This window comes from Sorangium sp. So ce124 (assembly GCF_051525235.1).
Lineage (GTDB): Bacteria > Myxococcota_A > Polyangia > Polyangiales > Polyangiaceae > Sorangium > Sorangium atrum.
The window spans coordinates 2,840,434-2,866,211 of the sequence record NZ_CP150312.1; the positions used below are offsets into that span (position 1 = coordinate 2,840,434).

Genomic DNA, 25,778 nt, shown 5'->3' on the forward strand with positions numbered 1-25,778 from the left:
TCTAGGCGCGCGCGCTCACGAGCCAGCAGGCCGCGGTGAAGCGGGCCGCGCCATCGCGGACGTAGGCGTCGAAGGCAGGGCGAACCGCTTCGGCCGTCCGGGCGCGCGTCGGCTCGTCCGCGTCCCGCAGCGCCTGACCCACCTGTCCCAGCCGGGTGGCGTAGGCGAGCAGGTCCTTCTCCGCGACGCTGCTCGGCGCGTCGATCGGGCGAATGTCGACGTCGCTCCAGCCGCTCGCGTCCAGGATCCGCTGCACGCGCTCTCTGTCCGCGAAGGCGAACGGGCCGGGGGCGTCGGGGGGCGGGACGCGCAAATCGGGCAGGAGCGGGGCCGCGGCGCGCGCGGCCTCGGTCATGAACGGGTTCTCGTCCGCGCTGCGCCAGGCCATGAACGAGAGCTTCGCCCTGCGCCGGGCGGCGCGCCGGATGTTGGCGAACGCCGCCGTGGGATCGTCGAAGAACATCACGCCGAAGCGCGAGATCACCGCGTCGAACGTGTCCTGCTCGAAGCCGTGGGTCTGCGCGTCGGCCTGGAGGAAGGCGGCGGAGGCCAGGCCCTCGGCGGCGGCGCGCGCCCTGGCGGCCGCCACGAGCGGCCCGGAGATATCCACGCCGAGGCAGAGGCCCGCTGGCCCGAGGCGACGCGCCATCGAGAGGGCCGTGGCGCCCGCGCCGCAGCCGATGTCGAGGACGCGCCCGCCCTCGCCGGGGAAGCCCGCTTCGATGAGCGGCGCCACGAGCGGCGCCAGCATGCCATCGAGCATTTCCTGCATTTCCACCCAGGTGTGCCCGGCGGACTCGTTCCACAGCGCGGCCTGGTCGCGATTCGGCGGATGGGCTTCGGACATCGGGGGCTCCTTCTTCGGTTTGATGTCGGAAATCATGCGGCGTAGTCTGCAAGTTCAAGTCAACTTGAGGTCAAGCATGAAACAGCTGGACATCGCGGAGGTGGCCCGGCGCTCCGGCGTGCCCGCCTCGACCCTGCGGTTTTACCAGGAGAAGGGGCTGATCGCGTCCACCGGCCGGCGGGGCTTGCGGCGGCTGTTCGACCCCGGGGTGGTGGAGCGCCTGGCGCTGATCGCGCTCGGCCAGGTGGCGGGGTTTTCGCTGGACGAGATCGCCCGGATGTTCTCGCCCGACGGCCGGCCGCGCATCGAGCGAGAGCGGCTGACGGCCAAGGCCGAGGAGCTGGACCGGACCATCCAGCGGCTGGTCGCCCTGCGCGACGGCCTGCGCCACGCGGCGGCGTGCTCCGCGCCGAGCCACATGGAGTGTCCGCGCTTTCGCAGCATCGTCCGGCTCGCCGGCGCCGGCCGTCTCGAGCCGCTTGTACAGAAGGCTCCCCGGCGGCGGTGGCCCACCTGAGTCCGGGCGGATGCCGCCGGCGCGCCGGTCAGAAGCTCGCGCAATCCAGCGCCATCTGGTCGGCGTAGTCGAGCGCGATCGCGCGGACCTCGGCGCAGAAGCCCGCGTGAACACCAAGAGCCCCCGCCGGATGACACCAGCGCGGCGCACGGTCGCGACGCAACCGCAGAGGGCTGCAATCACGCCCAGCCCGCTGGCGCGACGGATCTCACGATCCAACGTTCAGGCTGGCTCTCGACTCAGCATCTGTCCTGTCATGCCTGCCACGACTTCGGCGCATGGGGCATGTCTCCTGAGGTCATCAGGGTGGAGCACGGCCCTCTACGGTGCTTCACAACACGCCACAGCCCCCTGAAGCACGTCTGCGATCGTAGGACCGTGGTCACGGCGGCGTGACCGTGCTGCCCCTGAGCTTCGCCCGTATTCGCTGCGGGATGTGTGTTCCGCGTCACCTTGTCGCTGTTCACTGAATGACGAGGACAAACACGCTCCCCTCGTCTCCGCGGCGCGGCGCGACAAGCACCCCACACCACATCCACCCACGTGCGCGGAATCTTCAAGAAGCTCCGTCCCTTGTGCCGCTGCGCTGTGGTAGCCTGGTGGTCGCTTCCACGAAGTCTTCGGTCAAGGGCGGGAATGGGTTTCACTTGGCATCCTGAGCATCATGCTCTCCAGAGGGTATGGTGACGACGTCGGCCAACCTCGATAGCCGCGAGCGTGTCCGACGCAACATGGCGCGGTTTCATGCCGCGGCTGTTCACGCCTGCTGACACGCAGGCGCAATGGGGGGCGCCCCAGAACGCACCTGCCGCAGTCGAGATTCCCTCACAGTTGGTGCCGACATCAATGAAGGGGCGTATGAGCGACGAGCGCAAGCACCATTGCATCCATGAGGTTTTTGAGATCCAGGTGGAGCGCACACCTGACGCCGTAGCTGTGGTCTTCGGGAATGAATGCGTCACGTACCGTCACCTGGATCGCAAGGCCAATCAACTCGCGCGGTACTTGCAGAGCCTGGGTGTCGGCGCGGACGTCCCGGTCGCTGTCTACCTCGAGCGATCCATCGACATGATCGTGGCGCTCCTCGGTGTGCTCAAGGCCGGGGGCGCCTATGTCCCGCTGGACCCGAGCCACCCGAAGCACCGCCTCTCCTTCCTGTTGGAGGACACGGGGGCGTCGATCGTCCTGACCCAAGAGCGCCTCCTCCAAGGGAGCGTCGGCCGCCTGCCAGGCCGCCTCGTCCGTTTGGACACAGGGTGGGAGGCAATCGCACAGGAGAGCGCCGAGAGACCACGGATCGACGTCTCGCCGGGCGACCTCGCCTATGTGATGTACACGTCGGGATCGACGGGTCAGCCGAAGGGCGTCATGGTCCTGCATCAAGGGGTCGTCCGGCTCTGCCGAGGTGCCGACTATGTGACGCTCACCGCGGAGGACGTGTTCCTCGCGCTCGCTCCCCTCTCGTTCGACGCTTCGACCTTTGAAATCTGGGGTTGCCTCTTGAACGGCGGGCGGCTCGTCGTCATGCCTCCTCACCAGCCCTCCCTCGAGGAGCTGGGGCAGGCGCTTCGGCGCCATGGCGTGACGACCCTATGGCTGACCGCCGGCCTGTTCCATCTGATGGTCGACGAGCGGCTCGAGGACCTCCGCGGCCTGCGCCAGCTGCTCGCTGGCGGCGATGTGCTCTCCGTGCCCCACGTCCGACGCGCCGCCGAGGCGCTCGATGGGTGCCGGATCATCAACGGCTATGGCCCGACAGAGAACACGACCTTCACGTGCTGCTATACGATCGGCGACCTCGCGGGCGTGAGGGACTCCGTCCCTATCGGCTATCCGATCGCCGGCACGCAGGTCTATCTGCTGGACGAGCGCCTCGCTCCGGTCCCGGAAGGATCGCCTGGAGAGCTCTACGCTGGCGGGGCGGGCGTCGCGCGAGGATACCTGAACAGGCCGGACCTGACCGAGTCGCGTTTCATCCCGAGCCCGTTCAGCGATGATCCGGGCGCCATGCTCTACAGGACGGGCGATCTGGCGCGCCGCCGGGAGGACGGCGCCATCGAGTTCCTCGGCCGAATCGATCAGCAGGTGAAGATCCGCGGCTACCGGATCGAGCCCGGCGAGGTCGAGGCGGTCCTCCGGCGGCACCCCGCCGTCAAAGAAGCCGTCGTCATCGCCCGCGAGGACGGGCCCGACCAGAGGCGCCTCGTCGCGTACGTCGTCGAGAACCTGCACCACGAGACATGGAAGGACGATGAGCCCCGCGGCCTGGACGGCGAGGTTGTGTCGCAATGGCAGGCGCTCTACGAGGACACATATACAGGCGACCACGAGCCGCGGGATCCGGCGTTCGATACCGTCGGCTGGAACAGCAGCTACACGGGCCTGCCGATAGCCGAGGAACAGATGAGGGAGTTCGTCGACGGGACGGTGTCTCGGATCCTCGCAACGAAGCCCTCGCGCGTGCTCGAGATCGGCTGCGGGACGGGCCTGCTCCTCTTGCGGCTCGCTCCCGCGTGCGCCAGTTACACAGGCACCGACTTCTCCCGGAGCGTGCTCTCCCGCCTCCGCGAGCGGCTCAACGCGGGAGGCGGGGCGCCCTCGCTTCCCCACGTGACTCTCGATCACAGAGCCGCCGATGATTTCTCCGGCATCGAGCCGGCGTCGATGGACACTGTTATCCTGAACTCGGTCTCTCAGTATTTCCCGAGCATCGACTATTTCATGCGCGTCATCGAGGGGGCCGTCGCGGCTGTGGCGCCGGGCGGCCGCGTCTTCATCGGCGACGTGCGGAGCCTCCCGCTCCTCTCTGCCTATCATGCGTCCGTGCAGCTCCACCAGGCGCCCGACGCGCTCTCCCGCAAAGACCTCGCCGAGCGCGTGCGGTCGCGCGCGGAGCGGGAAGAGGAGCTGCTCGTCAGCCCCGAGCTCTTCGACGCCATCCAGGCGAGGCTCCCGCAGGTGAGCGGCGTGCGCATCCTGAATAAACGCGGGCGCCACCACAATGAAATAACGATGTTCCGCTACGATGTCATCATCGAGGTGGGGAGCGCGCCGAACCCCCTCTCGGACGTGACGTGGATGGACGCGTCGGAGCGGGGGCTGTCGCTGCCGGAGATGCGCCAGGCGCTGGGCGGCGGTGCGCCGGATACGGTGGGCTTTCGCCGGCTGCAAAATCAGCGCGTCGCGGCGGCGATGAAGACGGCGGAATGGCTCGCGAGCGCCGGCGATGGCAGCGTCGAGACGGCCGGAGAGCACCGCCTCGCTCTCAAGAGCCAGCAGGCCTGCGGCGTGGATCCTGAAGAGGTATGGGAGCTCGCGGCAGAGCTCGGTTACGACGTCCATACGCTCCGAACGACGCCCGGCGCGCCCGGTCTCATCGACGTCGTGTTCCGGCGCACGGGCGCCGCGGCGACGCGCTCGGCGAGCCCGCGGGCCAGGAGCGAGCCGCCGCGTCCTTCGAGGCATTGGCGAACCTACGGCAACAGTCCGCTCCGGGGGATGATCGCCGGCAAGCTCGTCGCGCGGCTCCGCGACTTCCTGCAGCAGAAGCTGCCCGACTTCATGGTACCTTCCGATTTCGTCCTCATGGACGCGCTCCCGCTCACGGCGAACGGAAAGGTCGATCGCCGCGCGCTGCCCCCTCCGAACCGGAGCTCGTCCGCGCTCGCACAGAGCTTCATCGCGCCACGCACGCCCGTGGAAGAGGTGTTGAGCGGCATTTTCGCCGAGGTCTTCGGGCTCACGCGCGTGGGTATTCACGACGACTTTTTCGAGCTCGGCGGCCACTCGCTCCTGGCGGTTCAGATCATCTCCCGCGTGCGCGCCGCGCTTCGGGTGGATCTGCCGCTCCGCTCCTTGCTCGACGAGCCGACCGTCGCCCGGTTCGCCAAGCGCGTGGAGGCGCGCGCCGCCGGCGAGAGCAGGTCAAATCCTCCCCCGGTCACGATCGCGTCGCGGGCGGAGGACCTTCCGCTCTCCTTCCCCCAGCAGCAGATGTGGCTCCTGGCCGAGCTCGAGCCGAACGCGCCCGTCTATAATGACCCGTTCACCCTCCGAATGCCCGGCCATGTCGACACGTCCGCCCTGTCCTCGAGCCTCCGCGAGATAGTCCGGCGCCACGAGGCGTGGCGGACCACGTATGTGCTCAAGGAAGGACGGCCCGTTCAGGTCATTCACGACGAGTTGGCGTTCACCCTCTCCCAGATCGACCTCCGGAGCCTCCCCGAGGGCGAGCAGGAGGCCAAGGCGCGGACGCTCGCGACCGAGGAGCTCAGGCGTCCGTTCGATCTCGCGAAGGGGCCGCTGATCCGCGCGACCCTGATGCGCCTGGGAGAGGCTGACCACAGGCTCTACCTGGCGCTGCACCATATCCTCTATGACGGCGTCTCGCTCTATAACGCATTCTTGGCGGAGCTCCAGGTGCTCTATGCCGCGTTCACCGCAGGCGCGGTCTCACCGCTCCCTCCGCTCCCACTGCAATACGCCGACTTCGCCGCCTGGCAGCGGCAATGGCTGCGCGGGGAGGGGCTCGTTCGCCAGGCGGAATACTGGAGGCAAAAGCTGGCGGGCGTCGCCAAGCTCAGCCTCCCCTCCGATCGGCCGCGCCCCGCGATCGGCACGTTCCGAGGCGCGCGCCATTACTTCTCGCTGTCAAAGGAGCTGACCGAGGCGCTGAAGGCCCTCGCGCGCCGCGCGGGCGCGACGCTCTTCATGACGCTCCTCGCGGCCTACAAGGCCCTCCTCTTCCGCTATACAGGGCAGGAAGACATCCCCGTCGCGACGGTCGTCTCGGATCATGGCCGGCCGGATCTTTGCTCGCTGATCGGATGCTTCGTCAACACGCTCGTCTTGCGCACCAGCGTCTCCGGCGGCTCGACGTTCCGGGGACTCCTCGACCAGGTGCGCGAGGTGACGCTCGAGGCGTACGCCAACCAGGAGTTGCCGTTCGAGGAGCTCGTGAGGGAGCTCTCGCCGGAGCGGAGCCTCGGGCAGAACCCCCTCTTCCAGGTCATGTTCCTCCTTGATCCTCCCATGCCCGCCATGGCCTCGGGGTGGACGATGACACGCATGGATATCGATAACGGGACGTCGCGCTGCGATCTATCCATCGAGCTCGACGAGCGGCCGGAGGGCCTCGTCGGGCTCCTTGAATACAGCACCGATCTCTTCGACGCCGATACGATCGCGAGGATGGCGGACCATTATCGGATCCTCCTGGAGGGGATCACCGCCGCCCCTGAACGGAAGATAGAGCAGCTGCCGATCTTGACGGAGGTCGAGCGGAGGGACCTCCTCGCGGGGCCCATCGCTTCGCCGGATCTCGCGGCAGGGCCGTGCATCCATCGCCTCTTCGAGGCGCACGCGGAGCGCTCGCCCGGCGCCGTCGTGCTCCGCTGGGACGGCGCGGAGATGACCTATGACGAGCTGAACCGGCGCGCGAACAGGCTCGCGCGCCGCCTCCGAGCGCTCGGCGTGGGGCCGGAGGTCTTCGTCGCGCTGTGCCTGGAGCGCTCGCTCGATATGGTCGTCGCTCTCCTCGGCGTCCTCAAGGCAGGCGGCGCCTATGTGCCGCTCGACCCGGCGTATCCGCCGGATCGCCTCGCGTTCATGCTCGACGACGCGAAGGTGCCCGTCCTGATAACGCAGGAGGCGCTCCTCGGCTCGCTCCCGCCACACGGCGCTCGCGCGTTGTGCATGGACGCCGGCTGGGACGCCGCGCCGGAGGTCGACGAAGAGAACCTCGAAGGCGGCGCGTCTGCCTTCGATGCGGCCTACGTGATCTACACGTCGGGCTCGACCGGGAAGCCCAAGGGCGTCGTCGTCAGTCACGCAAACGTGACGCGGTTGTTCAGCGCGACGCGGTCGTGGTTCCGCTTCGACGAGCGCGACGTCTGGACGCTCTTCCACTCCTATGCCTTCGACTTCTCGGTATGGGAGATATGGGGCGCGCTCCTCCACGGCGGGCGCCTCGTGGTCGTCCCGTTCTGCGTGAGCCGCTCGCCCGAGGCGTTCTACGAGCTCCTCGCCGCGGAGGGCGTGACCGTGCTCAACCAGACGCCATCCGCGTTCCGCCAGCTCTTCCTGGCGGAGGAGGCGTCCTGCGGCGCCCGAGAGCTCGCTCTCCGCCTGGTCATCTTCGGCGGAGAGGCCCTCGAGCTCCAGAGCCTCCGGCCCTGGTTCGACCGGCACGGCGACTCGCGGCCGGCGCTCGTCAATATGTACGGCATCACGGAGACGACGGTGCACGTCACCTACCGCCCGCTGTCTCTGGCCGATCTCGAACATCTCGGGAGCGTGATCGGCGCTCCGATCCCGGACTTGTCGATCTATCTCCTCGACGCGGCCATGCAGCCTGTGCCTGTCGGCGTCCCGGGTGAGATGTACGTCGGAGGCGCCGGCGTCTCGCGCGGCTATCTCAACCGGCCGGAGCTCACCCGTGAGCGGTTCATCGTTGATCCGTTCCGTCCGGGCACCTCCGCTCGCCTCTACAAAACAGGCGACCTCGCGCGCCGGAGGCCCAACGGCGAACTCGAATACCTCGGCCGCATCGACCATCAGGTGAAGATCAGGGGCTTTCGCATCGAGCTCGGCGAGATCGAGGCCGCCCTCGCGCAGCACCCCTCCGTGCGCGAGGTCGTCGTCATCGCGCTGGGCGACACCCACGGTGATAAGAGCCTCGTCGCTTATGTCGTGGACCATCGCAGCTCCGGCCCTCACGCGCCGAGCTCTGAGGGGACGCTTCGGCGCGGACTCCCCGCGGAGCTGCGCGGCTTCCTGAAGAGCCGCCTCCCGGATTACATGGTGCCGTCGAGCTTCGTCTTGCTCGATGCGATGCCCGTCACGTCGAACGGCAAGGTCGATCGACGCGCGCTCCCCGCGCCTGACAGGACGAGGTCCGACCTCGATCCTGGCTTCGTCGCGCCCCGCACGCCCATGGAAGCGGCGCTCGCGGCGCTGTGGGCCGACGCGCTCGGGCTCCGGGCCGTCGGCGCTTCGGATAACTTCTTCGAGCTCGGCGGGCACTCTATCCTTGCCACCCGGATCCTTTCGAGGGTGCGGGATCGGTTCGAGGTGAACCTCCCGCTCCGGGCCCTGTTCGAGGCGCCGACGATCGCCGAAATGGCCAAGATCATCGAGGCGCGCCGCGGCGAGGAGGCGGGCCGGGGGGCCGCGCCCGTGGTGCCGGTCCCGCGTGGTCGGAGCTTCCCGCTGTCCTCCGCGCAGCGAAGGCTCTGGTTCCTCGCGAGGCTCGATCCAAGCTCGCCCGTTTATAACGAGCCTGCCACGCTCCACATCCAAGGTGCGCTCGACGTGGAGGCGCTCGAGCGAAGCCTGAACGAGATCATCCGACGCCACGAGGCGTGGAGGACGACCTTCGGCGTCGAGGGCGGCGAGCCGGTGCAGATCATCCACCCGGAGGCGGCAATCGAGCTCCCGGTGATGGACGTTGCCGGCCTCACTCCGGACGAACGAGAGGCCGAGGCGCGGAGGATCGCCCTTCGAGATGCCCTGCGCCCCTTTGATTTCACTACCGGCCCCATGGTGCGCGGCGTGCTCGTCAAGATGAGCGATGACGAGCACCGGCTCTACCTCACGCTACATCATATCGTCGCGGACGCGGTCTCCGTGTACAGCGTGTTCCTCCCCGAGCTCTCGGCGCTCTACTCGGCGTTCTCGACCGGGAGGCTCCCCACGCTGCCCGCCCCCCCCGTGCAGGTTGCCGACTACGCCGTGTGGGAGCGGCAATGGCTGCGCGGAAGCGGGCTTGAAGCGCAGCTCGCGTGGTGGAAGCGGGAGCTCGGCGGCGAGCTCCCCGTGCTCGAGCTGCCCACGGATCGGCCGCGGCAGAAGGTCCAGTCGTCGCGTGGATCGAGGCACCTCATCGCCATTTCGAGCGATCGCACCCGCGCGCTCAAGGCGCTCGGGCAGCGCGAGGGCGCCACGCTCTTCATGACGCTGCTCGCGGCGTTCAACATCCTCCTCTGCCGCACCTCGGGGCAAGAGGACATCATCGTGGGCACCGTGACGGCGAGCCGCAGCCGGCCGGAGATCGAAAACCTGATAGGCTTTTTCCTCAACACCATCGTCTTGCGCACGAACCTGCGCGGCGACCCGACCTTCCGCGAGCTCCTCGCGCGCGTGGCGGACGCGAGCCTCAGCGCGTATTCGAACCAGGACGTGCCGTTCGAGCGCCTGGTCGAGGAGCTCCAGCCGTCGCGGGCGCCCGGGCAGAACCCCCTCTTCCAGGTGGCTTTCATCCTGGAGCCGCCCATGCCGACGCTCGCGACGGGCTGGAGCGTCAGCCAGCTCGAGGTGGACACGCTCACGGCCAAGTTCGAGCTGACGCTCGAGCTCGACGAACGACCCGAGGGCCTCATCGGCCGCTTCGAGTACCGCACGGACCTGTTCGACGCCTCGACGATCGCTCGCATGGCCGACCATTTCGACGTCTTGCTCGAGGGCATCGTCGCCGACCCGGATCGGCGCCTGTCCGAGCTGCCGATCATGACCGAGGCGGAGATCCGGCAGCAGGTATCGTGGAACGAGACGCGCGCGGACTACTCGCGCGAGGTCTGCATTCATCGTATGTTCGAGATCCAGGCGGCGCGCTCTCCGGACGCTATCGCGGTCGTGTCGTATAGCTCGCGATCGCCGAAGGCGACGCTCACCTACGGCGAGCTGAACCGCCGCGCCAACCAGCTCGCCCACCACCTGCGAAGCCTGGGCGTCGGCCCCGAGGTGACGGTCGCGGTATGCGCCGAGCGATCCCCCGAGCTCATCGTCGGGCTCCTCGGGATCCTGAAGGCGGGCGGCGCGTGCGTGCCGCTGGATCCGTCGTTCCCCAGGGAGCGGACGGCCTTCACGCTGGAGGACGTGAGCGCCAGGGTGGTGCTCACGCAGAGGCGCCTGGCCGGGGCCCTCCGCGAGCACGCGGCGAACATCGTCTGCCTGGACGAAGACTGGGCGGAGTTCGAGCCTCATAGCGTGGAGGACCCGCCGGGCGACACCGCGCCTGACGCGCTCGCTTACGTCATCTACACCTCCGGCTCGACGGGTCGGCCGAAGGGCGTCGAGCTGGCTCATCGCGGCCTCATCAGCTTCGTCACCTGGTACCGGCGGACGTTCGCCCTCTCGGGCTCCGACCGAGGCACGCAGATCGCGGGGCCCGCGTTCGACGTCTCGATAGGGGATATATGGCCCATCCTCGCGGCGGGCGCGAGCCTTCATATCCCCGACGAGCACACGCGCATCGCGCCGTCCGCGCTCCGCGACTGGATCGTGGCGAGCTCGATCACCGTCGCCTTCCTGCCCACGCCGCTCGCCGAGAGCGTCCTCCCGCTCGAATGGCCGGCGGGCGGCGCGCTCCGCGCGATGGTCACCGCCGGCGACAGGCTGCACGACCATCCTTCGCCGTCGCTGCCCTTCGCGTTCATCAACGCGTACGGACCGACGGAGAGCACCGTATACACCACGACGGCGCTCGTCCCTCCGAAGAAGCACGCGGACGAGCTGCCGGCGCCGCCGATCGGGAGGCCCATCGATAACACGCGTGTCTTCCTGCTCGATGGCCGGCGGCGCCCGGTGCCGGTCGGCGTCCCCGGCGAGCTCTATATCGCCGGCGACGGGCTCGCCCGCGGGTATCATAACCGCCCCGACCTCACCGCCGAGCGCTTCATCGAGGGCCCTCCATGGATTGAACCGCGCGGCCGCCTGTACAAAACGGGCGACCTCGCGCGGTACCTGCCCGACGGGAGCATCGAGTTCCTCGGCCGCGCCGACTTTCAGGTCAAGATTCGAGGATTCCGCGTCGAGCTCGGGGAGATCGAGGCTCTCCTCCGGCAGCACCGCGCGGTGAAGGAGGCCGTCGTCACGGTCCGCGAGGATACGCCGCGCGAGAAGCGCCTCGTCGCGTATCTCGTCCTCGCCGACGGCGAGGGCGATGACGCCCCGCGAAGGCTCAAAGACCACCTCAAGGAGTACCTGCCCGAGCACATGATACCGGCGGCCTTCGTCCGGATGAGCGCGCTGCCCATCAACCCGAGCGGCAAGATCGATCGCCGCGCGCTGCCTCCTCCGGATCCCGACGAGCCGCGCGCGGCGGCGGACGGCGCTGAACCGGCGACCGAGATGGAGCGGCTCGTCGCGTCGATATGGCGCGACGTCCTCCGCCTCGACGAGGTCGGCCTCCACGCCAATTTCTTCGATCTCGGAGGCCACTCTCTGCGGCTAGCGCAGGTCCACGACAGGCTCGCGACCTCGCTCGAGCGAGATATTCCAATGGTCGATCTCTTCACCTACCCCACCGTGAGCGCTCTATCGAGGCACCTGACTCAAACCTCGTGCGAGGCACATTGTTTCACGACGCTCCGCGAGCGGGTCATGCAGCAAAAGGCTGCGGCGAAGCGGCTCCGGCGACCCCTGCGCAAGGAGGCAAAGGATCATGAGTAGAGACGTTGATCAGAGCCCAATGAATGACGGTATCGCCATCATCGGAATGTCCGGTCGATTCCCCGGCGCGAAAGACGTCGATGAGCTCTGGAGGAACGTGCGGGACGGGGTGGAGTCCATCTCGTTCTTTTCGGACGAGGAGCTCCTCGCGGCGGGGGTCGATGCCGCCTCGCTACGCGATCCGGGCTATGTGAAAGCGAAGGGGGTCCTCCCGGACATCGAGCTCTTCGACGCGGCTCTCTTCGGGGTGAGCCCGACGGAGGCGCAGATGATGGACCCGCAGCACCGCCTGTTCCTGGAGCACGCCTTCGAGGCGATGGAGAGCGCGGGCTACTCCGCGGAGAGGTACGGCGGCGCGACGGCCGTCTACGCCGGGTGCGGAGGGAGCAGCACGTACTTCCTCAAGAACATTCATGAGAACGAGGAAATTCGCGGGCGCGTGACGGAATACCAGCTCTTCCTCGCGAACGGCGGCGATTTCCTCGCGACCCGGGTCTCGTACAAACTGGGCCTCCGTGGGCCGAGCGTCGCGGTCCAGACCGCGTGCTCGACGTCCCTGGTCGCCGTCTGCATGGCCTGCCACGGCCTCTTGACCTATCAATGCGATATGGCGCTCGCCGGAGGAGCCGCGGTGAGCGTCCCGCAGCGATCGGGGTATCTCTATCAGGAGGGGATGATCCTGTCCCCCGACGGGCACTGCCGCGCGTTCGACGCCAGAGCGCGCGGCACGGTGGGCGGGAGCGGCGTGGGGGTCGTCGTGTTGAAGCGGCTCTCGGACGCGATCGACGCCGGCGATCACATCCACGCCGTGATCAAGGGTTCGGCCATCAACAACGATGGATCCTCGAAGGTAGGCTACACGGCGCCGAGCGTGGAGGGCCAGGCCGAGGCCATCGCGCAGGCGATCGAGGCAGCGGAGGTCTCCCCGGAGACCATCGGCTACGTGGAGGCGCACGGCACGGGGACGGCCCTCGGGGACCCGATTGAAATTGCGGCGCTCACGAGGGCGTTCCGCGCGGGCACCCAGCGGAAGGGGTTCTGCGCCGTTGGCTCCTTGAAGCCGAACGTCGGACATTTGGACGCGGCGGCCGGAGTAGCGGGCCTCATCAAGGCGATACAGGCGCTCAAGCACAAGGAGCTCCCGCCGATGCTTCATTTCGAGTCACCGAACCCGGCGATCGACTTCGCGGCCAGCCCGTTCTATGTCAACGCGAAGCTCTCGAGCTGGAGGGCCGGGCCGGCGCCGCGCAGGGCGGGCGTGAGCTCGTTCGGCATGGGCGGCACCAACGCGCACGTCGTCCTCGAGGAGGCCCCTCCCGCGGAGCCGTCGGGCGTGTCCAGGCCCTGGAAGCTGCTCCCGTTATCGGCGATGACGGCCGACGCGCTCGAGAAGATGACGGCGAACCTCGGCGAGCGCCTGAAGCAGGATCCAGCTCCCGATCTGGCCGACGCCGCCTATACGCTCGCGGTCGGCCGGAGGGCGTACGCGCACAGGAGGGTTATTCTGTGCGAGGAGGCGGGCGACGCGGCGCTCTCCCTATCCACGCTGGATCCGGCCCGTGTCTTCTCGTGCCGGGAGGCGGCTTCGGCGCGGCCGGTCGTCTTCATGTTCCCTGGGCAGGGCGCGCAGCACGTGAGCATGGCCGCGGAGCTCTACCGCGGCGAGGGCGCGTTCCGCGAGCAGCTCGATCGATGCGCAGACATCCTCGCCCCAGCGCTCGGCCTCGATCTGCGGAGCGTGCTCTATCCCAGCGAAGCGCAGGCGGAGAGCGCGGCGAGGAGGCTCGATCAGACCGCCATCACCCAGCCCGCGCTCGTGGCGATCGAGATCGCCCTGGCCCGGCTCTGGATGAGCTGGGGGGTGCGCCCCCAGGCGATGATCGGCCATAGCATCGGTGAATACGCGGCGGCGTGCGTCGCCGGCGTGCTCACCCTGGAGGACGCCCTGTCGCTCGCCGCCGCGCGAGGACGCATGATGCAGGAGCTGCCCCCTGGCGCCATGATCGCGGTCGCGCTGCCGGAGGCCGAGGCGCTGGCGCTCGCGACGGACGGTGTGTCCCTCGCGGCGTCGAACGGCCCCTCTCTCTCCGTCCTCTCGGGGCCCCTGGGCGCCGTGGCGGAGCTCGAGAGGAGGCTCTCCGAGCGAGGCGTGGGCGCGCGGCGCCTGCGCACCTCCCACGCGTTTCACTCGTCGATGATGGATCCTGTCCTCGCGCCCTTTCTTGAACAGGTGAAGCGGCGGAGGCTCTCGGCGCCCGCGATCCCCTATCTCTCCAGCGTCACGGGCGCGTGGATCACCGCGGGAGAGGCGACGGATCCGGGCTACTGGGCAAGACACCTCCGCCACACGGTGCGCTTCGCCGACGGGCTGTCGCGGCTCTTCAGCGACCCCACGCGGGCGCTGCTCGAGGTGGGTCCGGGCGCCACGTTGAGCAACCTCGCGAGGCGCCATCCAGGCGCGCCCCCGGGGCAGATCGTCCAGAGCTCGCTCAGCTCGTCGAGCGCCTCCACGCAGGGCTCGGCGTGCACCATGGAGGCGCTTGGAGCGCTGTGGGTCCAGGGGGTCCTCGTGGATTGGGAGGGTGTTTACCGCGGCGAGCGGCGCCGTCGAGTGCCATTGCCGACCTATGCTTTCGAGCGGCAGCGCTACTGGATTGACCCTCCGGCGCAGCGGCGCGGCAGCGGCGCGGCTGCCGCGCCGCTCGCGCGGCCGACGATCGATATGGACGTGGAGGCCACCGCGATCGATCGGCTGGAGGCCTTCCTGGAGCAGGACGCGAAGCCGGAGGCGCTGCCGGCAGGGCTACGAGACCTGGCGCACAGGATATGCGCCAGCCATATCTGTGCCTTCCTCCGCGCAGGCGGCGTCGATACGAGCCGCGGCAGCAAGCACGACGGGCGGGATCTGTTGACCCGTCTCAGGATCACGCCGCAGTATGAGAAATTCTTCGCGTTCTTCGTGAAGACGCTGGCGGACGACGGGATCGTCGGCGTGAACGGCGACACGATCACGTTCCTGGCGAGCGAGCGCGACGTGCCGGCCCCGGCCGCGCTGACGGAGGAGCTCTGCCGTTTGTACCCCGATTTCCGGGGCGATTTCGGGCTCCTTGATTACTGCGTCGGCAGCTACGGGCGCGCCCTGTCGGGCGACATGAATCCCATCGAGGTGCTCCACCCCGATGGGGGCGCCGATCTCCTCGCGCCGATGATCAAGAATGGGCTCCGGTTCTCGCGCGCGCCCATGTACCAGGCTCTGACGAGGGAGGTGCTCGCCCACGTCCTGGAGAGGGCGGGCGGCCGCAGGCTGAAGATCCTCGAGCTAGGAGGCGGCGCCGGGCACCTGACCTGGCCGCTCATCCCCTGCCTGCGGGGGCGCGACATCGAATACACGTTCACTGACATCGGGAACTACTTCGTCGTCAACGCGAGGCGCCGGGCGGTCGAGCTGGGGATCGACTTCATGCGCTTCGGCGTCCTCGACATCTCGGCCGACGCGGCGATGCAGGGGTACGAGCAGGGCAGCTACGATATCGTGCTGGCGTTCAACGTCGTCCACGCGACGAGGAGGCTCGACGAGTCGGTCGGGCATATCAAGGAGCTGCTCGCGCCCGGCGGTATAGCGCTCCTCCTCGAAGCCTCGCACCTCGAGCGGTGGCATACGATGATATGGGGGCTCGAGGAGGGGCTCTGGTATTTCGCCGATGAGGACATCAGGCCACACTCCCCGATGCTGAACGGGGCGGGGTGGGAAGGCGTCCTTCGGCGGCAGGGCTTCCGGGGCGTCCACGCCTTTCCCAGGAGCGGCGAGAGGAGGAGCGCCTCGGATTATTCGTTGATCGTCGCGCAGAAGCCCGCGGAGGCGGCGCTCGCGAGCGCGCCGGCGGAGGCGCGAGGGGAGACCCCGAGCGGCCGAGACGGCCAGGGCGGCGCGGGGGCCCTCGTCGCTCGGCGCTCGCTGAAGACGGCGTACGTCGCGCCCCGGACCGAGATGGAGCGCACGATCGCCGAGGTCTGGCAGCATACGCTGGGCATCGATCGCGCAGGCGTTCACGATAACTTCTTCGAGCTCGGCGGCGACTCGCTCATCGCGGTCCAGCTCATCTCGAAGCTGCGCCAATCTCTCCAGAAGCCGCTCGACCAACACAGCTTGCTGAAGTCGCCCACCATCGCGTCGCTCTCCGCGTCGCTCGAGGACGCGAGCACGTCGCCCGGGCCGACCTTCCGCGCAGCGCGCGAGCTCCCCAGGAACCTCGTCGAGCTCCGGCGCGGCGGCACGAAGCCCCCGCTCTTCCTCGTGCACCCCGCCGGCGGGCACGTCTATATCTATCGTGAGCTGGCTCAGCTCCTCCCGCCGGATCAGCCTGTCTACGCCGTTCAGGCGTCCGGCCTCGACGGGGCGTCGGTCCCCCTCTTCAGCGTGGAGGAGATGGCGGCGCGCTATGTCGACGCGGTCCGCGCGCTCGACCCCGAGGGGCCGTATTATCTGGGTGGCTCGTCGTTCGGCGGCATCGTGGCGTTCGAAATGGCCCAGGTGCTCCGCGGCCTGGGCCGCGATGTGGCGCTCCTCGCTCTCCTCGACGCGGGCGGGCCGGGCCACTTGCCATCCCCGGATATGGAGGAGGATGAGGTGGCCATCCTATCCTACTTCCTTGGCGCAGGTGCGAAGCTCACGGTCTCGCCGGACGACCTGAGGCGGCTCGATCCGGACGAGCGCATGCGTTACTTCCTCGAGCATGGCCGTCAGGCTGTCCGATTGCCGTCGGACTTCGGCGTCGACGAGCTTCGACCGTTCTTGGACCTCTTCAAGATGAACGTGAAGGCGCTGAGGGCCTACGCTCCGAGGCCGTATCCTGGGCGCATCACCTTTTTCCGTGCTCGCGAGCGCGACTCGGTGACCCCCAACACCCCGGAGCTCGCGTGGATCGATCTCACCTCGGGGGGGGTCGACATCCACGATGCGGAAGGAAACCACATCACCATGCATTTCGCGCCGCACGTCGCACCCCTCGCCGAGCGTCTCACGGCGTGCCTCGATCAGGCATCCCAGATGTGATGACGCCGGCGATGTTCACCGCGGAAGCCTGTTGGCTCCCCGGTCGGGGAGCCGAGGACGCCGACGATCCACCTCCGGCGCACAAAATCGTCACTGCTGCGGACCTCTGTTGACAGTGGCGTCGTGTTGCGCCTACTAGTCGATGTCGAACTCTAGCCGTGATCTGCGGATGCACAGTCGACTGTCGTTCTGTGCCGGTGAGGACAAGTGGACTCGAAGCAATTCATCACTACCGGTATTCAGCTTGCGTCCGCGCTCGCAGAGCTCCACGAGAGAAACATCATTCACCAGAACATCTGCCCGCAGAACATCGTCGGAGGCGGCGAGGGCGGAGCGGTGAAGCTGCGGGAGCCGACGTTTGACGCGCGCCGCAAGGGTCTTCGAGGCCGAAGCGACGAGCTCAGCGTCTCTGCCGAGATGTTCCCGTACATGGCGCCCGAGCAGACGGGGCGCATGAACCGGCCGGTCGACCACCGCGCGGACCTCTACTCCCTCGGCGTCACCTTCTACGAGATGCTGTCCGGCGAGCTTCCGTTGGTCGCCATGGACGTCCTCGAGTGGGTTCATTGCCACGTCGCCAGGGCTCCGCGCCCCCTCACCGAGGCGGCCCCGGGCGTGCCGCCGGTGATCGCCGCCATCGTGATGAAGCTCCTGGCCAAGGAGGCGGACGATCGCTACCAGAGCGCGCGGGGGCTCGCGCTCGATCTCGAGCACTGTCTGGCCGAGCTCGAGGCCAAGGCGACCATCGAGCCCTTTCGCCTCGGGGCGAAGGATGTGTGGGACGAGCTGCGCTTCCCGGCGAAGCTGTATGGCAGAGAGGCGGACTGTGCGCGACTTCTGGCGGCCTTCGAGCGAGTGGTCGCGGACGGCGTGGCCGCGCTCGCGCTCGTCTCCGGGTACTCGGGGATCGGGAAATCGTCGCTGGTTCACGAGGTTCACCGGCCTATCGTCCGCGAGCGGGGCTTCTTCCTCCAGGGCAAGTTCGACCAGTACAAGCGGGACGTCCCCTATTTCACGATCAGCCAGGCGTTCCGGGAGCTGACCCGTCAGATTCTGAGCGCGAACGAGGCGCAGCTCGGCGCGTGGAAGCGGCAGCTCCTCGATGCGCTCGGCGCGAACGCAAAGCTGATCGTCGATATCATCCCGCAGGTGGAGCTCCTCATCGGCAAGCAGCCCGACGTCGCGCCGCTGCCGAGCACGGAGGCGCAGAACCGCTTCCATGCAGTGTTCCGGAGCTTCATCGGCGTCTTCGCCCAGCGCGAGCACCCGCTGGCGCTCTTCCTCGATGATCTTCAATGGGCGGACTTCGCGAGCCTCAAGCTCCTCGAGCACGTCATCACTCACCCTGAGACGCGGCATCTCCTTGTTATCGTCGCGTACCGCGATAACGAGGTCGGCCCGTCGCATGCCCTGACGACGACGGTGGACGCGATCCGGAGCGCGAAGGCACGCGTCACCGAGTTCTCGCTCGGACCCCTGTCGCTCGCGAGCTTGACCGAGTTTGTCGCCGACACCTTCCGCTGTTCTCCTGCCCGCGCCGCGCAGCTCGCGGAGCTCCTGAACCGGAAGACCGCCGGCAATCCGTTCTTCGCGACCCAGTTTCTGGGCGAGCTCTACCGCGAGGGGCTCGTCGGCTTCCGGGGCCCGGTGGTCGGGTGGATCTGGGATGTCGACGCGATCAGCGCGAAGAACTACACGGAGAACGTCGTCGAGCTCCTCGTGGGCAAGCTCTTGCGCCTGCCCGAGCAGACGCAGGCCTCGATGAAGCTCGCGGCGTGCATCGGCAACGAGCTCAGCGACGACGTCCTCGCGATGATCTGCGGCAAGTCGCTGGAGGAGACGCGCGCCGACCTCGAGCCCGCCGTCAGCGAAGGGTTCCTGCTGAGCAGGCGGGACGGCTACAAGTTCCTTCATGACCGCGTTCAACAGGCCGCTTATACGCTCATCCCCGAGGAGACGCGCGGCGAGGTGCACCTCAAGATCGGGCGGCTGCTCCTCGAGAGGGCAAAGAAGGAGGAGCTCGCGGAGAAGATCTTCGATATTGTCAACCAGATAAACCTCGGCGCCTCGCTCATCGGCGGCGTCGAGGAGAAGACCCGCTTCGCTGAGCTCAATCTGATGGCGGGAAAGAGGGCCAAGGCGTCCTCGGCGTACCGCTCGGCAGTGAATTACCTGTCCGCCGCGTCCTCGCTCCTCTCGGAGGAGAGCTGGGACACCCACTACGCGCTCACGCGCGAGCTCCACACGGAGCTCGCGGAGTGCTTGTTCCTGAGCGGCAACCTGGACGATGCGGAGCGGGAGTGCGCAAACGTCGATCGTGCCCGGACCAAGCTCGACAAGGCGACCTTCTATCGGCTTCGAATGCAGATCTGCCTCGCGCGGGGGGAGAACGACAAAGGCATCGCCCTCTGTATCGAGTGTGTGGGGCTCTTTGGCGTCGAGCTCCGCACGAAGCCTGAGAAGGAGGTGGTGCTCGCAGAGCTTCAGAAGGTGCGCGACCTCGTCAAGGGCCGCCGTATCGAGGATCTGCTCGATCTGCCCGTGATGACGGATCCGGAGATGGCCTCCACGATGAGCACGCTGGCGTGGATCTACCCTTCGGCGTTCTACGTCGATCCGAGCTTCACGGATCTCGTGGTGGGCACGATGGTGAGGCTCAGCGTGCTGCACGGCAACGCTCCGGCGTCGACCATGGGGTACGCGTCGTTCGGGGCGGCGCTCTGCGCAAAGTTCGCCGCGTACCAGGAGGGCTACGAGTTCGGCAAGCTCGCGTGCGACCTCACGGAGAGGCACGGGTTCATCGCGTTCAAGCCGGAGGTCTTCCAGACGCACGCCTGTCTGATCTGCATCTGGACCCAGCACGTGCGTATGCAGGTCGAATACGCTCATATCGGCTTCGTGACGGGCCGCGAGCTCGGGAACTCGGCGTACGCCTGCTTCAACCTCCTGCAATACGTCTTTGGAATGCTCGTCCGCGGAGACTCGCTGGAGTCCGTGCACGCCGCGGCCGTGAGCAGCGCCGACTTCATCATCAACGCGAAGATGACCTTCGCGGCCGACGTCATGATAAGCGTCCAGCGCTTGACGCTGGCCATGCGCGGGCTGACGGACCGCCTCGGGACGTTCAGCGGCGGCGATTTCGTCGAGGCAGATTATGAGAAGCACCTCGCCACCGAGAACATCCCGCTCGTCCATTTCTTCTACCAGGTGAACAAGCTCCAGGCGCGGTTCATCGCGGGCGAATACGAGGAGGCGGAGGCCGCGGGCGAGGCGGCGAAGGGGCTCCTCTGGACGGCCACCGCGGAGACCATCCTGGTCCACGAGTATTATTACTATGCGGCCCTCTGCGCGGCGGCCCGCTACAAACACGCCACGATCGAGAAGCAGAAGGAGCTCCGCGAGCGCCTCGCCGCGAGCGAGGCGAGGCTGCGTGTGTGGGCCGAGAGCTGCCCCGCGAACTTCCTCGGCACGCACGCCCTGGTCTCCGCGGAGATCGCGCGTATCGAGGGCAGAGACGGAGACGCGGCGAAGCTCTATGACAAGTCCATCCGCGCCTTCCGCGAGGGCGGCTTTGTGCAGAACGAAGGCGTGAGCTCCGAGCTCGCGGCGCGGCACTATATCGACCGAGAATTCGATCTTCTCCCGTCCATGTACCTCGCGGGGGCCGAGGCCTGCTTCACGCGCTGGGGCGCCCAAGGCAAGGTGCTTCAGCTCGGCCGGATGTACGCCCCGCACTTCGCGCATAAGGACGCGCCGATCTCCCCGGCGGCCCATGGCAGCGCGGACACGAGCTCGGAGCAGCTCGACACGCTCGCGGCGGTGAAGGTATCCCAGGCGCTCTCGAGCGAAATGGGGCCCGACAAGCTCCTGGCGACGCTCATGCACATCGTCATCGAGCACGCAGGCGCGCAGAAGGCGTGCCTGTTCACGCCCGAGGGAGAGGGCTTCGCGCTCGTGGCAGAGGCCCGCGTGGATCATCGTGAGACCAACGTCCGGGTGGTCGGGCGCGAGGAGGACGCGAGCGTCAGCGTGTCCGAATTCCCGGCGTCGGTGCTCAACTACGTGAAGCGCAGCCGGGAGAAGGTCACCCTGGACGACGCAGCGGAGCACAGCGCGTTCTCGTCCGATGAGTACATCGTCCGCGCGAGGCCGCGCTCGCTGCTCTGCATGCCGATCTTCCGGCGGGGCGCGCTGGCCGGCCTCCTCTACCTGGAGAACAGGCTCGCCGCGGGGGTGTTCACGCCTCGACGGCTCGTGTTGCTCGAGTTCATGGCGTCGGTGTCGATCGAGAACGCGACGCTACACGTGGAGTTCGCCCAGGAGAACGCAGATCGAAAGCTGGCCCAGGCGACGCTGCGGCAAAGCGAGGATCGCCTTCGGAGGCTGGTCGAGACGGCGAGCGTCATCCCCTGGGAGGCCGATCGCACGACCGCACGGTTCACCTACGTCGGCCCGCAGGTCGTGAAGATGTTCGGGTACCCACAGGACACGTGGTATGACGCCGGCTTCCTGGGCGAGCACGTACATCCGGAGGATCGCGAGCGGGTCCTTCCCCGCTTCCTCCAGACGGACGCGGTCGGCGCTGACGACGATTTCGAGTTCCGCTTGCGAGCGGCGGACGGGCGGGTCGTATGGCTGCACAACGTCGTGAGCTCGACGGCGGGCGAGGATGGCAAGATGGCGCTCGGCGGCTTCCTCTTCGACGTCACGGACCGCAAAGAGACCGAGGCGACGCTGGCGGAGAAGCTGGCCATCATCCAGGACCAGCAGGCCGCCATTCAGCAACTGTCGACGCCTATCATCGAGGTATGGGAGGGCGTGCTGTCGATGCCTGTATTCGGCTCGATCGACACGCGCCGCGCCGAGCAGATGATGGATGTCCTCCTCAACGCCGTCGTCCGCACGTCCTGCCGCTATGTCATCATCGATCTGACCGGCGTCGATAAGGTCGACGCGAGCACGGCCGACCATCTCATCAGGCTCATCCGCGCGGTGCAGCTCGTCGGATCGAAGGGCATCTTGGTGGGGATCCGGCCCGAGGTGGCGCGCACCGTCGTGTCCATCGGCGTCGATCTATCGTCGTTCATCACGCTGGGGAACCTGCGTGAGGGGCTGCTCTTCTGCATGAGGCATCACGGGCTCGCGGTCGGGCGGAGCCCGTCCGCGTCCTCTGCTGGGCAGCACTCGAATCGAGGGTGACCTCGCGGCGACACGAAGAGGCACATCGGACATCGACGTTACCTCGTAGAGCGTCGTCCGCTCGCGGGGAGCACGCGCGATCACGGGGATCCAGCCGGCGGTCGCGCACACGATGACCTCGCTCGGCATCGATCTTTCGAGCATGGTCACAATGCGCACCCCGAAGGACGCGATACGCCTCTTCTCGACGACCGGCCCAGCCCGCAGCTCGGCGGGCGCGTCACATCGGCTCTTGAAGGTCCTTGTAGCTCGGCAGCGCGCCGAAGTTGAACCCGATGCCGAAGTTGTAGACGACCCCCGGCCCCTCGAGGCTCTTCATCATCGTGAGCTCCGGGTGGATAGCGAAGCTCTCGGAGGTCCGGAACTGGAACCCGAGGCTGCCTCGGAGGAGGAGGCCATCCGCGGTCGAGGCGGCCTCGTTGTCGTCCGTGATGTCACCCGAGGCGAGGCCGTAGGTGACGCCGGGGGTCAGCACGATCGAGAACCAGTCCGCGGGGTTCACGCCGAGCATCACCGGCGCGTGAAGGTAGACGATGTGTACCGATGCGTCGTTGGACGAGAGGTAGAAGTACTGCACCCCCGGATCGACGGCGAGATCGAAGACGCCGCGAACCGGGTTCACCTTGAGATCGACGCCGAACGAGCTGAGGTTATGAACGTGGGCCCCGAGGTCGAGGATGTCCGTCAAGCCGGCCCGGAGCTGATAGGAGGGCAGCGTCGGCAGGAACCCGCTGATCGTCCTCGTCCTCGGCTCCGCCTGTCCGGTGTCCGGATTCTCCACGAGCTCGGCGGTCTCGCCGATGTAGCCGAAGCTTTCGAGCGACACCGAATGCGCGATCTTGCCGGGCGCCACGGTCCGCGGGGTTCCGTAGGAGTTCGGGTTGGGGCAGCCCGAGAGCAGAGCGCCGAAGAGCAGGACGGCCGGAAGCGCAAGGAGACGAGCAGATGGCTTTCGCATAGCCGACCATCCTATCCATTCCACACTTGCAATGTCCAGGCGCCTCGCGGAGAGAGCAGCATTACCGCGGCATGGCCTCACGCGTGGTTCACGCAGGCCGGGGCCGCCCGCTCGACGCTGTTGGGAGTGTCCTCGTGCAGCGTGGGAGCGCTGTTGTCTCGTCGCACAACGGTCGTGATGGGTCGATTCGCCACTCCCATGTCGGGCTCGGGCCATGGAGCGTATACGCCGGCGGCATCCCGCTCCTTCCTTCGCCCGGCATCGAGACAGGGCTCGAGCTTTTCTCGCGACAAACGGATTGGAAACTCCTGGATAGGGCAGAATTCGACCGCCAAGAACGCCGAAATCTTGTCATCTTCTTGGCGTCCTTGGCGCGCTTGGCGGTTTGTTTCTCCGTGGATCGATGTGATCGGCGCCCAAGCCGTCGCTCACCCGATATTGCGCGACGCCGAGGCGGGCGGCCGCAACGTCGACGCCGGGTGCTTTACCACCACGACGGCGTGACCCTGCGGTACCTCGAAGCTGGCAGAGGCAGGCCCCTGGTCATGTTCCCGGGATGGTCACGGACGGCGATCGTGGTGGCGCAGCAAGTCGAGGCATTCTCGCGTCACCACCACGCCATCGCGCTGGAGTTGCGAGGGCACGGAGGCTCGGACAACCCGTGGTACGGCTACCGGGCAGGGGCCTCACCGAGCAGGCGGGCAGGCATGTCGGACATGGGCGGGGGCCTCGCCGAGCAGGCGGGCAGGCATGTCGGACATGGGCAGGGGCCTCGCCGAGCAGGCGGGCAGGCATGTCGGACATGGGCGGGGGCCTTGCCGAGCAGGCCGGCAGGCATGTCGGACATGGGCGGGGGCCTCGCCGAGCAGCCGGGCAGGCATGTCGGACATGGGCAGGGGCCTCGCCGAGCAGGCGGGCAGGCATGTCGGACATGGGCGGGGGCCTCGCCGCCGGCCGCACGGAGACGTGGATCACCGATCGGACGGCTACACCTCGAGCGACCAGAGCCCTCGCGCTACGTGAGCGCAGGGCGGGCGTCGTGGGGGCCCGCCTCGCCGGCAGGCGCCGGCTGGCTGCGCTCCAGCGCCTCGATGCGCCCGAGGAACGCGCGCCCTTTGACCGGATCCGTCATGTACACGAACGCCGCGAGCCCCTTGAGCTGCGCGAGCGTCTCGCCCTTGCCTGGCCTCCCGAGCTCCCGGTTGCGGATCGCCGCGCGCAGCGCGCGCACCCGCTCGCGCGGGACGCGCGCCGCAGGCGCCGCCTCGCCCGCCTGGTTGACGACGAGGCCTGTCACCTTCTGCCGGCTGCCCTTGCGCATCACGACGGTCTTGCTCGGATGCAGCCGGAAGCCCTCCGAGCTCAGGATCTCCCGGAGCCCGCGGAGCAGCGCGCCCACCGGCGCGCACGGCCGCGCGGCGCCGGCGAGGGCGGGCGCCTCGGGCGCGCGGAAGGAGAACGTGAGATCGTCGGCATACCGCGTGTAACGAAGCCCCAGCTTGCGCGCGAGGCCGGACGCGCGCCGATCGAGCCGCAGGCAGATCGCGTTCGTGATCGCCGGGGAGGTGGGCGCGCCCTGCGGGAGCACGCGCGGGCCCGTGGCCACATAGAGCGTCTGCCCCCGGAACTGCACGACGTCCCGCGGCGCCTCGGTCGAGAGGAGCGCCACGAGCGTCGCGGGACCCTCGGCCACGCCCGCCTTGCGGAGCAGGCCGCGCACGCGCCGCCACGTGATCGTCGGGAAGAAGTCCTTGATATCCACCTTGACGATCGTGTCGGCGCCGGCGTGCGCGGCGGCGTTCGTGACGATGGATCGGCTCGCCAGGAAGCCGTGCGCTGCGGCGTGGACCGGCAGCTTCTCGAACAGGTTGCGGAGCGCCCAGCGCTGCGCGCGCTTGAGATCCCGCTTGGGCGAGGAGATGGTGCGCGCGCTGCCGTCGCGCTTCGGGATGTGCCACCGCCGGTAATGGGTGCCCGTGTCGACCTCGCGGTGATACGCGAGCCAGCGGAGCCGCGGGATCGACAGCCCCAGCGCTGTCGCGAGCTCGGCCGCGCCCGGCAGGTCGGGGAGGCCGTGCGCCCGCGCGCGCTCGCTCAGCCCAGGCACGTCGAGCCTGTCCGGCCCGACGCGGTCGCTCCAGTGCACGCCCGCGCCGAGGTGGTTGACGTGCGTGGCGACGTAGGCCTCCCAGGCGAGGCGGCGCAGCGAGCGGCGCTCCCTGGCCTCGACCTTCTTGCGCTCCTTCCACTGCGCGCGCTCCCGGTCGGACATCGCCTTGGGATCGCCGGTCGCCAGGGCGCCCTTCGCCGTGAGCTCCGCGCTCACCCACGCGTCGATCCCGCCCGCCTCGTCGATCGCCTTCCAGCGGGCGACGCGCTCCTCGTGGGCGAGCCGGCGCGCTTCAACGCCGCCGGCGACGTTGAAGCGCGCCGCCGCGCCGCCGGGGGCAGGCGGCGTCGTGATGGGGAGAACGACGGGGGCTCGGGCTTGAACGGTCGCGTCGATCTTCGCGGTCATGTCTCGGTGGGAGCGTGGTGGTGAGTCACGATGGGAGCGATTCGGTCCTGAGGACGCCGGACCGTCGATCGCTGTCTCATGTCGCCAAGAGAGGTTCCAAGCGCATCACCTTCATCGCTTGGTGCACGGTAGCCTCACCGGTTCTCTTCGGCTAGACGAGCCCTACGGCGTCGGGAGAAACGGCGTTTGCGAGGTTGTCTCAGCTCTCCCGACGCCGTAGGGCTCGTCTAGCCGAAG

General features: G+C 68.1%; 7 protein-coding genes. 4 read left to right on the forward strand and 3 right to left on the reverse strand.

Annotated features, from left to right (window positions below; genetic code table 11):
- Window position 1: 1 nt before the first annotated feature.
- A complete protein-coding gene (locus WMF19_RS10920; RefSeq protein WP_437899023.1) occupies window positions 2-847 on the reverse strand; it encodes a class I SAM-dependent methyltransferase in 846 nt (281 codons plus the stop codon).
- A 76-nt stretch (window positions 848-923) separates the two neighbouring features.
- On the opposite strand from WMF19_RS10920, the gene WMF19_RS10925 reads away from it, so the two are divergent.
- From WMF19_RS10925 to WMF19_RS10940, 4 genes are all read left to right on the forward strand, one after another.
- Window positions 924-1,364, forward strand: a complete 441-nt coding sequence (locus WMF19_RS10925) for a helix-turn-helix domain-containing protein (protein WP_272101805.1) — start codon at window positions 924-926, stop codon at window positions 1,362-1,364.
- An 858-nt stretch (window positions 1,365-2,222) separates the two neighbouring features.
- Window positions 2,223-11,813: an amino acid adenylation domain-containing protein gene (locus tag WMF19_RS10930; RefSeq protein ID WP_437899024.1), complete on the forward strand. Its 9,591-nt coding sequence runs from the start codon at window positions 2,223-2,225 to the stop codon at window positions 11,811-11,813.
- Between the two features lie 19 nt (window positions 11,814-11,832).
- The gene (locus WMF19_RS10935) at window positions 11,833-16,866 is read left to right on the forward strand and encodes a beta-ketoacyl synthase N-terminal-like domain-containing protein (protein WP_437899025.1); all 5,034 of its coding nucleotides are present in this window, start codon (window positions 11,833-11,835) and stop codon (window positions 16,864-16,866) included.
- Between the two features lie 207 nt (window positions 16,867-17,073).
- On the forward strand, window positions 17,074-22,065 hold the full coding sequence (locus tag WMF19_RS10940) for an AAA family ATPase (protein WP_437899026.1): 4,992 nt from the start codon (window positions 17,074-17,076) through the stop codon (window positions 22,063-22,065).
- 220 nt (window positions 22,066-22,285) lie between these two features.
- On the opposite strand, the gene WMF19_RS10945 is transcribed toward WMF19_RS10940, so the two are convergent.
- Together WMF19_RS10945 and WMF19_RS10950 are read right to left on the reverse strand one after the other, a co-directional pair.
- Window positions 22,286-23,023: a hypothetical protein gene (locus tag WMF19_RS10945; RefSeq protein ID WP_437899027.1), complete on the reverse strand. Its 738-nt coding sequence runs from the start codon at window positions 23,021-23,023 to the stop codon at window positions 22,286-22,288.
- 1,015 nt (window positions 23,024-24,038) lie between these two features.
- Entirely contained in the window at window positions 24,039-25,541 is a 1,503-nt protein-coding gene (locus WMF19_RS10950) for a reverse transcriptase family protein (RefSeq protein WP_437899028.1), read from the reverse strand.
- Between the last annotated feature and the right edge of the window lie 237 nt (window positions 25,542-25,778).